The sequence below is a fragment of the Ruegeria sp. AD11(2025) genome, from assembly GCF_056542405.1.
Genome location: NZ_JBQFZU010000028.1, coordinates 41,494 through 53,879, shown reverse-complemented (window position 1 = coordinate 53,879; position 12,386 = coordinate 41,494). Strand labels below are relative to the sequence as shown.

Sequence of the window (12,386 nt, the reverse complement as noted above, 5' to 3'; positions counted from 1 at the left end):
CAGCTCGATCTCGTCGCGCTGGCGGCCAAGCTCGGATGTGATCGAGCCAAACAGCTCAGGGTCACGGTCGGCAAGGGACTGGGTGAAAAAATCGTCGGTACGGTGCGGGGCGTTCACTTTGAAACCTCCTAAAAGGGTTAGCCGGTCCAGCCAAGGCCAGCGGAAATGGCATTCATGGATTGCAGCAAGGGCACGGGAACTGACCCTGACTGTGGTTCGTTTCGAGCTAGTTGCAGCAGTCTGACTTGCAGCGCGTGAATTCGGGCCAATTCAGAGCGCTTGCGTTCGAACCGTTCGCACAGACGAGGGAAACGGTGACCGATGGTCTGGCCACCGGTCAGAAACTGCACTGCGGTGCAGGCGCTATCGTATTCCGTTTTGATCGCCTGCGAGATGCTTTGGCGGGTTTTCTCATCGTGCACCAATTCGCTGTATTGCGCGGCGATACCCATATCCGCCTGATAGAGCGATTTCTCCATCTCATCGACGGCGAGGCGAAATAGGCGGGAGTGTCGAAACATGTCCTGCAGCACTTCATCGCCGCGCGCACCACGGAACTTTCGAAAGCTGGTCATCGCGGCACCAAACCCGTACCAACCTGTGATCAGGTGGCGGTTCTGCGACCATGCAAAGACCCATGGAATTGCACGCAGATCATCCAGACTGGCTGCGCCGAACCGACGCGCCGGGCGGGATCCGATTTTCAGGCGAGCAAGTTCCTCGACCGGGCTAGCCTGCTGAAAATAATCCAGAAAGCCGGGCATCTGCAAAAGCGAAACATAAGCCGTCTGCGACAGTTCCGATAAAGCATCCAGCGCGTCGCCAAATTCGGGCCTGGCAGGAGATTCCCCAGGGTTTGCAGTATGGCGCAACGTGCTTGAGAGCAGCAGTTCGAGATGCGCTGCGGCCGTACCTCGGTTGGCATATTTGGTCGAAACAACCTCGCCCTGTTCGGTTACGCGCAGCCGCCCGGAAATTGTTCCGCTGGGTTGCGCGGCGATGGCGCGCCCGGTGGGTGCGCCACCTCGACTGACCGAGCCGCCACGACCGTGAAAGAACGCGGCTTGAAAGCCCTGCGATGCCAGCGCCGATACGATCCGTCTCTGGGCGCGCTCGAGTTCCCATGTTGAACAGAAATAGCCGCCATCCTTACCGCTGTCCGAATACCCCAGCATCACCTCTATTACGTTGCTATCGGTTTTGAGGCTGCGGCGAGCAAGAGGAACGCCCAGTACATTTAGCAGGATCGCTGGGGCGTTGCGCAGATCAGCAATCGTTTCGAACAGCGGGACCACCGAAATATCCAGTGTCTCGGACCCGAACCCGGCATAACGGGCCAACAGGTAGACACCGAGAATGTCATCGGCAGAACGGGTCATGGACAAGATGAATGGCCCGATTGCCCTTGGGTCTGGCCCTGATCGCACGCTATGGACCAGCGCCAGAAGGGCGAGCAATTCCTGCGCTTGATCGCTCAGCGCATCACGGTTTTGGTAAGGCAGGTTCTGATCCGCCAGTTCGGCCCGTAAACGGGCAGACCATTCGTGTGCACCATATTCGGGAGCCCGCCCGGATTGCGACCAGATTTCGGCCAGAACGTCGGTTGTGACGGTTGAATTCTGCCTGATATCCAGGGTTGTGGTTCGGAACCCGAAAACCGACGCAGCCCGGCGCAGAGGTCGTATATGCCGTCGCGCCAGAATATCGGCGTTGACCGCGCACAATGCGGCATCAAGCGCATCAAGATCGCTCTCGAATTGCGAGATGTGATTATAGCCGCCACCTGTCAACTGATGGCCGATGGCACTGAGAGCTTGCCGGAACGGTTCGTTCCGATTGCGGTCAGCGTCAGGTGCCCGATCGACTATTTCTTGTACACGCGCCCTGTGGGGCAGGGGCAGCGGTAATATGAGTGCACTGATACTCAACCTGCTCGCGGCCTGATCAAGAGCCTTTCGATAAAGACCCAGAACCGTTTCACGTCCGCGTTTCAGGGCCAGTGCGGTCATCTCGGTTGTGACATTCGGATTGCCGTCCCGGTCGCCGCCGATCCAGCTGTGAAAGCGGATATCGGGTGTTTCACTCAGCGTCTGGCCCAGCACATGCAAGCAAGCCTGATCGAACCGATCCATCACCTGAGGGACGGCGTCAAAGATTGCATCGCGAAAGAACTGTAGCCCCCACTCGATCTCATCGTGCAGGCTGGGGCGCGACAGGCGCAGCTCGCCTGTCAACCACAAGAGATCGATCTCGCCTTCCAGGCCATTCAGCAACTCGGCGCGTTCGGTCGGGGTCCAGCGTTGCGTCTCAAGACTGACGAGGTTGCGGTAGATACGCCGGTGAATTTCCAGAACGGTGACCCGTTTTGCTTCGGTCGGATGTGCGGTCAGGGTGGGACCGGCACATAGGTCAGCGGTCAGCTTTTCCGTCTGGCTGCCTGTCAGGGAAAGGTCGGACAACACCTCGGCAAATCCGCCCTCGACCGCTTCGGCCCCACTTTGGGTCTCTGTCAGGCGGCGGTTCCGGACTTCGGCGTTTTCGTCAATGATGCGCAACAGTTGGAACCAGATAGACAAGGCCTGCAAATACGGCGTTGCCTCGGGCCCGGTGGGGATGGGACGCAGCGGCGTTGCCTCGGCCCACGTCGACACGTGAGGCGCCCGTTTCAGCAATATGTTCCGCCACAACGCACGCAGTTCCGAGCGCAATCCTTCGGCATAGCTCGAAGGGTCGGTGGTGGACTGAGTATGCCGGGCCAGCGCTTGCATCAGATCACCCGGTCGCGCGGCTCAAGGCCTTGGAAAAAGTCGCTCAGGTTATCCAGCACACGGAACCCCATAGCCTCGCGCGCTTCACGCGTAGCACTGCCCAGATGTGGCAGCATCACGAGGTTGTCACATTGCAGGAGGTCCGGGCTGATGCGGGGTTCGCCGTCGAACACGTCCAGCGCAGCGCCACCGATCATCTCAAACATTAGTGCCTGAATCAGCGCCCATTCGTCGATGACCTCACCGCGTGCGGTGTTGATCAAGAACGCATCGGGTTTCATCAGGGTTAGTCTGCGGGCATTGATCAGGTGGCGATTTGCGGCGCCGCCGGGACAGTGCAGTGAGACAAAATCGCATTGCGGCAACAGGTCATCAACCGTGTCCACCTGGGTCGCATTGCACTTGGCCAGCACGTCCGGAGCAATCGGGCTGCGGTTATAGACGAGGATATCCATGCCGAACCCGTGATGAGCGCGGCGCGCCATTTCCTGACCGATGCGGCCATAGCCGATGATGCCCAGCGTCTTACCACTGACTTTGGTGCCGACAAGATGGGTCGGACGCCAACCGGTCCAGTTGCCGGCGCGCAATTCGCGCTCACCTTCACCGGCGCGACGTGCCACCATAAGCAATAGTGTCATGGCGATGTCAGCGGTGCATTCGGACAGCACGTCGGGTGTGTTTGTCACGGTCATGCCCAACCCACGCGCCGACGGCTCGCAAATATGGCTGTAGCCGACACCGTAATTGGCGAGGATCTTTGTCTGCGCACCGGCCACATCCAAAGCTTCCGCGCTGAGAGTATCAGTGACGGTGGGCAACACCGCGTCATAGGATTTCAACGCTTGCCGGATTTCGGCCGGGGACATGGGCTTGTCCCCGGTATTAAGTACGGCGTTATAGTTCTCGGCCAGCTGCGCCTCGACGGCGGCAGGCCAACGACGGGTAACAAGAACCGAGGGTTTGACCATCACGCAGCCTCCATTACACGGGCGATCGTTTCACCGATCACGGCAGGGTTTTCGGCCACGGTCACGCCGGCGGCCGACAGGATTTCGACCTTCTCGCTGGCGCTTTCGCCAAAGGCTGAAATGATCGCCCCTGCATGGCCCATGGTCCGGCCTTTTGGTGCCGTCAGACCCGCAACGTAAGCCACTACGGGCTTGGTGATGTGGTCCCGGATATACTCGGCAGCTTCGGCTTCCTGCGGGCCGCCGATCTCACCGATCATGGCTATGATATGGGTGTCCTCATCCTCCTCGAACCGCTGCAGGATGTCCTTGAAGGACGAACCGTTGATGGGGTCGCCGCCGATGCCCACACTGGTCGAGACGCCGATCCCACGCTCTTTCAGCTGTGCGGCGGCCTCGTAGCCCAGCGTACCCGATCGACCGATGATACCAACATTGCCCGGCAGGTAGATGTGACCGGGCATGATCCCCAGCAGAGCTTTGCCGGGCGAGATCGTGCCCGCGCAGTTCGGCCCGGTCAGAACCATGCGTTTTTCCTTGGGATAACGATACATGTACCGTTTCACCCGGATCATGTCCTGCGCCGGAATACCGTCGGTGATGCAGACGCAATAGCGGATACCAGCATCTGCGGCCTCCATGATCGAGTCGGCAGCGAACGGCGGCGGTACGAACACGAGGCTGGCATCTGCCCCTGTCGCTTCGACGGCCTGCTTGACGGTGTCGAAGACTGGAACACCTTCGACGGTTTCTCCGCCCTTACCGGGCACGACACCACCTACGACATTCGTGCCATAGCTCAGCATGTCCTTGGTGTGGAATCGCGCCATGCGGCCTGTGATGCCCTGTACGATGACACGCGAGTCACGATCGAGAAGAATGCTCATTACACAGCCCTCATCTTTGTGCCTTGAGTAAGGTCGTTTTTCCATGCGCCGACAGCGCGTTCTGCGGCTTCCATCAATGTTGTGGCGCGAATGATTGGCAGGCCGGATTTCGCAAGGATTTTCTGACCTTCCTCGACGTTTGTTCCAGCCAGACGCACGACCACCGGTATATCGAGGTCGAGTTCCTTCAGAGCCTGCACCACCCCCTCGGCAACCCAGTCGCAGCGGTTTATTCCGGCAAAGATGTTGACCAATACGGCCTGAACATTCTTGTCGGACAGAACCAGACGGAAGGCTTTGGCCACACGTTCCGGTGATGCCCCACCACCGATATCGAGAAAGTTGGCGGGCTCACCCCCCGCCAGTTTGATCGTGTCCATCGTGGCCATCGCCAGACCGGCGCCGTTGACGATGCAGCCGATATTGCCGTCCAGACCCACATAGGACAGGCCACGGTCCGCCGCGCGGCTTTCGCGCGGATCTTCCTGGCTTTTGTCGCGCAGTTCCGAGATCTGCGGATGCCGGAACAAGGCGTTGTCGTCAAAGCTCATCTTCGCATCCAGCGCCAGAACGCGGTCGTCACCGGTGATGACCAGCGGATTGATCTCGACCATGGTCGCGTCCAGCTCACTGAAGGCGGCATAGCAACCCTGCAGGGTGCGCACCATTTGCTGAACCAATTTGGGTTCAAGGCCGAGATTGAAAGCGATCTCACGGGCCTGGAACTCCTGCAGACCCACCGCCGGCTCCACGATCGAGCGCACGATGCTGTCGGGGCGCTCGGCCGAGATCTCTTCGATCTCCATCCCACCCTCGGACGAGGCCACGATCATCACCCGCTGGCTAGAGCGATCCAGAACAAAACCCAGATAGATTTCACGATCAATCGGCACCGCCGATTCCACATAGACGCGGTAGATGCCCTTGCCTTCAGGGCCAGTTTGATGCGTGACCAGCTTGCGGCCGAACAAGTCGTCGCAGGCTTCATAGATTTTGTGCTCGGTATCGCACAGCTTGACCCCTCCGGCCTTGCCTCGCCCGCCTGCGTGGACCTGTGCCTTGACAATCCACTTGTCACCGCCCAGCTCGCGCGCCCGATAGGCCGCTTGCTCGGGGCTATAGGCCAACGCGCCCGAGGGCACGTCGACACCGAAATTCGAAAGAAGCTCTTTCGCTTGGTATTCATGGATATCCATCTGCAATCCTCCCGTTCATGCAGTGTGATCAAGCAGCGATCGACGTGCCGTATCGGCTTTCCAGCAAAGCTTCGATTGCGTCGTGGTCGACCTCGCCGCCCAGCTCATGCAGGGCCTCGGCAAATAGGCGTACAATGCGGCTGACGGCCTGTCGGTTCAGTTGGTTCAGGATGCCGATACGAACTTGTACCGGTGCGCTGAGCGTCGGCCAGATGCCGAACCCGCGAGCGCGGCAATTCTGTACCAGCTCCATCTCACGGCCCGCCAGTGCCGGCGGCAGGTTCAGCACGACGAGGCTGGGCATATCCGAAGTCACCTCGCACCCCATTTCGAGCACTGCATCGCGCAAGACCTTTTCGTGGGTCCGGTAGGACAGCGAGCGTTTGGCCAGACCCTCTTGCAGCGTCAGGCGCAGGGATTCGTGGAAGGCCGCAACCGCGTAACCCGAGTGGGTGCGGTGATAGGTGCCTTTCTCCACATCTTGCCCATCGACAACGCCCCAGTGGCGGGCCTCGAAAATCGGGTTGTGGACGTATGTGTAGGCACCGGTTGCCTTCAGGGTTTCGATATAGGCATCGGTGAAGCTGACCGGCGCATAGGTTAGCGGCAGGCAGCACAAGCCTTTCTGCGGGCAGGAGGCCCAACCAGCAACGCCCGGGAAACCATCAATCGAAAAGTCATCGACTCCCAGCGACGAAACCGCATCAATCAGACCCATCGCGCCATGTCGTTCACATGCATCCGAGAACCCGCGCAGGTCGTTGATGCGACCCGAGCCGGTTTCCCAATGCGCCATGAAGGCCCATTTCGGCTGATGCTCGGTCAGGGCGGCGTCGACCATTTCACCTGTTACCGGCTGGCCATGCGGAACCTCGATCACGGTGACGCTGGCGGCCTGCGGGTCAAGCGGGTTGGCGGCGTGCTCTTCGGGCGTCGCCGCCTTGATCCGCAAGGTCAGTGCATCGATGCCCGAGAAAGTGCCGTTGGTAAAGGCAACTACCTTGTCACCGGGCATGACAGCCGAGAACATGGTGTCCAGCGCGCTCCAACCAGTGCCGGCAACGGCGAAAGTATAGGCGTTTTCTGTGCCCCAGATCTTGCGCAGCATATGCTTGCACTCGATCATACCGCGCAGAACATCGCCCTGCATGTGATCCGCAACGCCTGCGTTGGCAAAAGCGTGCAGGACGCGGGCGTCTGTATTGCCTGGCCCCGGACCCGCAGCAAGCGTTTCGGGAATTTCAAGCGGTGGGAAAATCTGAAAAGTCATTGTTAGACATCCTCGGCGGTTGTTCGGGCACTGCGGCCAGGTGTGTTATGTTGCCGAATAGAAAACGCGGACTTGCCCTGTAACGCAACGTAACTTACTACTGCTTTAGGATGGCTAAAAGTATGGGGAAAAACCTATCCATCTAGGTAAAAATACAAAAGTATACCGTTTTACTACCTACCCAAATGGGTTGTTTTGGGCAAAACAGGGTGAATCAGATGGCTGCTACCGCTAACGCTCCGATCGATGTCATGCTGGCGGACAGCAATCCATTGGTCCTGTCTGCCATGTCCGAAATCTTTGAACGGGACCCGCGATTCTCGCTGGTCGCGACCTCGGCCACAGCCGAAGGGTTTTTGGGAACTGTGATGCGGGTGCCTGTTGAGGTCGGCGTTTTGGACTGGAACCTTCCGGTTCTGGGGGCTGCGAAACTGATCGAAGTATTGCGCGAACAGGCTCATGCCCCACGGTTTGTCGTCTATGGGGAAACGACTGGCGAAACCCCGCGATTGGCGATGCAGGCCGGTGCAGCAGGCTTTGCCGCGCGATCCGGCGAGGTAGAGGGCCTGCTGGATACTTGCGCTGAAGTGGCAGCGGGAAAAATGGTGTTCCCGTTCATTGACGTCCGCAAAATGCAGCAGGACCCGATCCAAAGTCTGTCCCGTAAAGAACGCTCCATTCTCGAGGCGCTGGCAAAGGGCATGTCGAACCGGGACCTGTCGAAAGAACTGCAAATCTCGACCAACACGGTCAAGTTTCACCTGTCCAATATCTACGAGAAACTGTCGGTGAAGAACCGGACCCAGGCGATTGCTTATTATTACTCGTCGCAATTGAGCGGTGGCTAGGCAACGTGCCTGACGTCATTCTGCCTTGATCACCTTTCGGGACAGCACCGCCTTGTTTGAAAGGTCCAGCAACCGAATTTCATAAACACCGGGCTCCTTCGGCAAGGTGATCTCGATTGGGGGATCGCCGTTGATCTTTTGAGCCGAGATCCAAGTGAAAATAGCCTGTTCGCTGCGCGCCAGCGTTATGCGCTGGTCGGCGCTTTGACTGTCAGTATGCCAACCGACCGAAATGCTGCTGCCCGCGGGGGCAATGTCGGGCGCCTCAAGCGATGCGCCGGTATCAAGCGCCGCGTCCGCAACCAAAACCTCAACCGCCTGCCGGGCCAGCACCCGATTGCCTTCGCGCAGTTGATAGCGAACCTCGTACAGACCGGTTTCGGCCGGTGCTTTCAGATCTAGTTCGGACTGCGCGCGTACCTGCGCATACACGCCATACTCACCATCCGGCGTGCCCATCGGCACCAGATTGATGTAGTCATTCGTGCTGACCGTCTCGGTCCAGGATACCCGCAATTTATCGCCCGCGCGCACCTCGTTCACCGTCTGGATGGTCACCGCGGGCTCGGTCACCTCAACCTTGACCGTTGCGATGGTTTTGGAGCCTTCACGCAATACATAGCGGATTTCATACAACCCCGGTTCCGCCGGGGCCTGAATGTCGCCGCTGTTGTTGTCACGGATTACGATGTAGTTGCCGTAATTACCCTCTTCAGTGCCTGCCGGAACGATGTTGATATAGTCTTGGGTATTTGCGGTGCCCGTCCAGGCGACTTTGAATTTCGATCCCGCGATAACCGTCTCCGGCGCGTCGATTGTAACTTGCGGAGAAATGACCTCGATCGTAGCGGTCGCAAGCGTTTTCGAGCCCTCGCGCAAGATATAGCGAAGCTCATACAGGCCCGGTTCGGCCGGAGCGGTCAGCACAGCGGTATCGCCGTCCCGCACAACGGCGTAATTACCGAAGACCCCGTCATCCGACCCTGCAGGGACAATGGCAGCGTAATCCTGAGCGTTGACCCGGCCGGTCCAGGACACCTCGAACTTTGATCCAGTCACAACCTGACCAGGACCCGAAACCGAGACCTCTGGGGCGGTAATTTCCATCGCTTCGCGTGCAAGCGTTTTGCTGCTTTCGCGCAAAACGTAACGCACTTCGTAAATGCCGGGTTCCGCTGGCGCCTTCAACTTGCCTTTCGAGGCATCCCCAACGGTGATGTAATTGCCGAACTTGCCTTCGTCCGTCCCGTGCGGAACGATGTTGATATAGTCCTGCGCGCTGACCGTGCCATCCCAGGCAACCTCGAACACGGACCCGGTCAAAGCGGTCTCGGGGATCTGCAAAACAACTTTGGGATCGGTTACTTCGATCTGCTGCGACGCCACCGTGCGCTTGTCGACGTTCAGGATATAGCGCAGCTCGTAGAGGCCCGGATCGGCCGGGGCATTCAGGGACTTTTCGGTCGCGCCGCCGACCGACTGATAATTGCCGAACGTACCGGGGTCGGACCCCACTGGCACTATCGCCACATAGTCCCGCCGGTTGATTGCCGGTGACCACGCAACCTTGAATTTCGCACCTGTCAGCACCGTCCCAGCCGCAGTCAACTCAACCTCGGGCTTGGTCACCTCAAGCGTGGCCTGTCCTAATACCTCTTTGGTTTGGTTGTGCAAATACCGGACCTCGTACAAACCCTCACCCCCGGGGACAGTGATTTTAACTTCTTTGGCGTCACCAATTCGCACGTAGCTGCCAAAAACACCTGGGCCGGTCCCAACGGGGACAATGTTTATATAATCGCTCTCTTCAACCGTCGGCGTCCAACTGACCTGCAGATCCGACCCGCCCACAGCATTCTCTGCTGTTTTTACAACGACATCCTGCAGCTCAGGCTCGGGTTCAGGCTCGGGGTCTGCCTGTGCCACGGCGGTCCCAACGGCGCTAAGAGCAGAGCTCAGCTCTTGGGAGTTTTTGGCGGTGATATACTGACCGCCGGTGTTTTCTGCGATACAGGCCAACGAGCTTGCGTCCTCATCCGCGCCCAGACCAAACCCCACGACATGCGCAGTGAACCCTACGCCCCCTTGTTCCAGCGCCAGCGCCAGCGCGCAAGGATCGCGCTCACAGCTTTCCAATCCGTCGGAAATCAACACCACGGTTGCCGGCTTATCGGTGTAGGACAGCGCCTTAGCTGCGATCTCGACCGCGTCGGTCAGAGGGGTTTTGCCAATCGGTGAAATTGCATTGATCTGGTCCAGAATAACACTGCGCGCCTGCTGGCCGGGCTCGACAAGAACCTCGATATCGCCGCAATCACCCCGGCGGCGGTGACCATAAGCCATCAGCCCGACATTGCGGTTTTCGACCCATTCCCCCAGCAGGTTTTCCATGACGTCCCGCGCAATTTCGATTTTCGCCGTGCCGTCGATCTGGCCCCACATGGAATTCGAGCCATCAAACACGACCATCACATTTTCGTCCGCCTCTGCTACGGAACCGGTCAGCAACACGGTTGTTAATACGGTTGCCTGACAGAAATCTTTAAACATAGAACACTCCTGAGGCGTATGAGCCACCCGGGCAGGGCCGTTCTTCTAAGCTCATTGCGCGAAACCTCTGCCACTTGATCTAAAGACTCATGAAACGCGCAGTTGCGGCTAAAGAAGTGCCGACTGCTTCGGTTCACCCTCAATTCTTCCACTGACTATATCAAAACAAGAACGCCAATGGTGCATTGGTTGCCCTAGCGGCACCCTTTTGCCGACGGGCGACCAATGAGCGAGATGACGGTGGCAGACTATCCGATGTCGGCAATGCACAAGATTGCAACCCGCCTGCCAGTGACGATGATCGTCGAAGACCCTGCGCCGCGAGCCATGCAACCTCACAGGACCGACCCATGATCCAGAACAATCCCGCCCTGATCGACGCCATCCGCGACCGGTTTGCCCATGTTGAAAGCTGCCCGTTTCAGGGCGAGCGCATCTTCTTCGAAAACGCCGGCGGCGCGCTGACGCTGAAATCAGTGGCCGAGACCTCGGCATTCTACGCTGCGATCCCAGACAACCCGGGCCGCATCAATCCGGCGGGGCAGGGCACCCAGCAAGTGATCAACAAGGCCAAAGGCGATCTGGCAGTGTTTATGAATGCCTCAACCGGTCAGTTCTTTGCAGGTGAAAGCGGCACTGAATTGTTGTTTCGCCTGATCCGCACCGCCTGTCTGGCCGCACCAAAAGGGACCAAGGTGATCGGTTCGTCTATCGAGCACCCTGCCACCCGCAGCGCCGCGCGCCGCTGGGCTGGGATTGCCGGATTGGACTATGTGAACGTACCCCATGACACCGAAACCGGCCTGGTCACGGCCGAGGACTACACTGCCCTGCTGGCCCCGGATGTGGCGGTGGCAACGATCCTGCACGCCTCGCCTGTGACCGGGATGGGTATGGATGTTGCGGCAATTTCGCATGCAATCCGGGCGGTGGCGCCGGATTGCATGATCATCGTCGACGGCATCCAGCACGCGGCGCACGGGCAGGTGGATTTGGACGCTTATGACGTCGACGGCTACGTGATCTCACCCTATAAGGTGTTTTCGCGCCACGGTTATGGTATCGCGTGGATCTCGGACCGGCTCAGCTCTGCGCCACATGACATGCTGATCGATGCCCCCGCTACCGGATGGGAGTTTGGCACCCGCGACACCGGGTCCTATGCAACTGTTTCGGACGTGGTATCCTATTTTGACTGGTTGGGGGGTGAGGTCTCGGACGAGACCGACACCCGTAAACGGGTCGAGGCCGCAAGCCGTGCCATCCACGCCTATGAGACCTATCTAACCAACACTGCCATCAACGGCACCGGCAACCTGCCGGGCCTACGCGACATGGACCACGTTACCATTCTGGGTGGGGCCGACAATCCCGCGCGCGAGGGGCTTGTGTCTATCGTGGTTGAGGGTACGCCTTCCGAAGACGTGGTTGAATCTCTGAACCAACAAGGTATTCGCACCCACACGCGTAAGGCCGACCATTACTCTGGTAACGTTCTTGCGCCACTCGGCCTGGCAGATTGTATCCGTATCTCGTTCTGCCACTACAACACCGAACAGGAGATTTCCCGTCTTCTGGCTGCGATCAAGATGATCGGCCAAGACGGTTGAAAAAGCTGTGCGAAAGGCATTGCTGGATGTGAGAGCCATGTTGGCAAACAAAACTCCAAACCTGTGGTTTAGTTACGGCTTGTATTTAACATAATCATGATTACCCGTATTGGAAGTTTTGTTGGGTTATTTGTACAAAACCATTAAAGATGAGACTCCTATTTTGCGACTTGATCTTATGTGCTTTTGCGATGGGAAGATAAGTCGCTAAAATGATGTCCAAGAAAGAAAAAGAAACAGAAAGAAACGCTAATTCTTCATCACCGATCCAAACTTCGGAACCGGG

The 12,386-nt window shown here is 58.4% G+C and carries 9 protein-coding genes; 3 read left to right on the top strand and 6 right to left on the bottom strand.

From position 1 onward, the window contains the following. Positions 1-137: 137 nt before the first annotated feature. The 5 genes from ACR1XY_RS20030 to ACR1XY_RS20010 are packed head-to-tail and all read right to left on the bottom strand — an operon-like array spanning position 138 to position 7,092. Complete coding sequence (locus ACR1XY_RS20030) at positions 138-2,768, bottom strand: phosphoenolpyruvate carboxylase (protein ID WP_480595802.1); 2,631 nt, start codon at positions 2,766-2,768, stop codon at positions 138-140. Next, positions 2,768-3,739, bottom strand: coding sequence for a 2-hydroxyacid dehydrogenase (locus ACR1XY_RS20025; RefSeq protein ID WP_480595800.1), 972 nt, complete (start codon positions 3,737-3,739; stop codon positions 2,768-2,770). Before ACR1XY_RS20025 ends, ACR1XY_RS20030 begins: the two co-directional genes overlap by 1 nt. Next, positions 3,739-4,626, bottom strand: coding sequence for a succinate--CoA ligase subunit alpha (gene sucD, locus ACR1XY_RS20020; RefSeq protein ID WP_480595798.1), 888 nt, complete (start codon positions 4,624-4,626; stop codon positions 3,739-3,741). The genes ACR1XY_RS20025 and sucD overlap by 1 nt, the downstream gene beginning before the upstream one ends. Then, on the bottom strand, positions 4,626-5,822 hold the full coding sequence (locus ACR1XY_RS20015) for a malate--CoA ligase subunit beta (RefSeq protein ID WP_480595796.1): 1,197 nt from the start codon (positions 5,820-5,822) through the stop codon (positions 4,626-4,628). The genes sucD and ACR1XY_RS20015 overlap by 1 nt, the downstream gene beginning before the upstream one ends. A gap of 28 nt (positions 5,823-5,850) precedes the next feature. Then, positions 5,851-7,092, bottom strand: a complete 1,242-nt coding sequence (locus tag ACR1XY_RS20010; protein WP_480595794.1) for a pyridoxal-phosphate-dependent aminotransferase family protein — start codon at positions 7,090-7,092, stop codon at positions 5,851-5,853. Positions 7,093-7,310: 218 nt separating this feature from the next. Between ACR1XY_RS20010 and ACR1XY_RS20005 the strand changes: the two genes are divergently transcribed. Next, entirely contained in the window at positions 7,311-7,940 is a 630-nt protein-coding gene (locus ACR1XY_RS20005; protein WP_480595792.1) for a response regulator transcription factor, read from the top strand. A 15-nt stretch (positions 7,941-7,955) separates the two neighbouring features. On the opposite strand, the gene ACR1XY_RS20000 is transcribed toward ACR1XY_RS20005, so the two are convergent. Next, a complete protein-coding gene (locus ACR1XY_RS20000) occupies positions 7,956-10,490 on the bottom strand; it encodes a VWA domain-containing protein (RefSeq protein WP_480595790.1) in 2,535 nt (844 codons plus the stop codon). Between the two features lie 225 nt (positions 10,491-10,715). Here ACR1XY_RS20000 and ACR1XY_RS19995 point away from each other — a divergent pair, with 225 nt between their 5' ends. Both ACR1XY_RS19995 and ACR1XY_RS19990 read left to right on the top strand, forming a co-directional pair. Then, on the top strand, positions 10,716-10,844 hold the full coding sequence (locus ACR1XY_RS19995) for a hypothetical protein (protein ID WP_480595788.1): 129 nt from the start codon (positions 10,716-10,718) through the stop codon (positions 10,842-10,844). Beyond that, entirely contained in the window at positions 10,841-12,100 is a 1,260-nt protein-coding gene (locus ACR1XY_RS19990) for an aminotransferase class V-fold PLP-dependent enzyme (RefSeq protein WP_480595786.1), read from the top strand. The genes ACR1XY_RS19995 and ACR1XY_RS19990 overlap by 4 nt, the downstream gene beginning before the upstream one ends. Positions 12,101-12,386 lie beyond the last annotated feature (286 nt).

What these genes read in the sequence shown, in the direction of transcription:
- ACR1XY_RS19995 (WP_480595788.1), top strand. Translation starts at nt 10,716, where the DNA reads ATGAGCGAGATGACGGTGGCAGACTATCCGATGTCGGCAATGCACAAG.
- ACR1XY_RS20005 (WP_480595792.1), top strand. Translation starts at nt 7,311, where the DNA reads ATGGCTGCTACCGCTAACGCTCCGATCGATGTCATGCTGGCGGACAGC.
- ACR1XY_RS20000 (WP_480595790.1), bottom strand. Translation starts at nt 10,490, where the DNA reads ATGTTTAAAGATTTCTGTCAGGCAACCGTATTAACAACCGTGTTGCTG.
- ACR1XY_RS19990 (WP_480595786.1), top strand. Translation starts at nt 10,841, where the DNA reads ATGATCCAGAACAATCCCGCCCTGATCGACGCCATCCGCGACCGGTTT.
- ACR1XY_RS20015 (WP_480595796.1), bottom strand. Translation starts at nt 5,822, where the DNA reads ATGGATATCCATGAATACCAAGCGAAAGAGCTTCTTTCGAATTTCGGT.
- ACR1XY_RS20010 (WP_480595794.1), bottom strand. Translation starts at nt 7,092, where the DNA reads ATGACTTTTCAGATTTTCCCACCGCTTGAAATTCCCGAAACGCTTGCT.
- ACR1XY_RS20030 (WP_480595802.1), bottom strand. Translation starts at nt 2,768, where the DNA reads ATGCAAGCGCTGGCCCGGCATACTCAGTCCACCACCGACCCTTCGAGC.
- ACR1XY_RS20025 (WP_480595800.1), bottom strand. Translation starts at nt 3,739, where the DNA reads ATGGTCAAACCCTCGGTTCTTGTTACCCGTCGTTGGCCTGCCGCCGTC.
- sucD (WP_480595798.1), bottom strand. Translation starts at nt 4,626, where the DNA reads ATGAGCATTCTTCTCGATCGTGACTCGCGTGTCATCGTACAGGGCATC.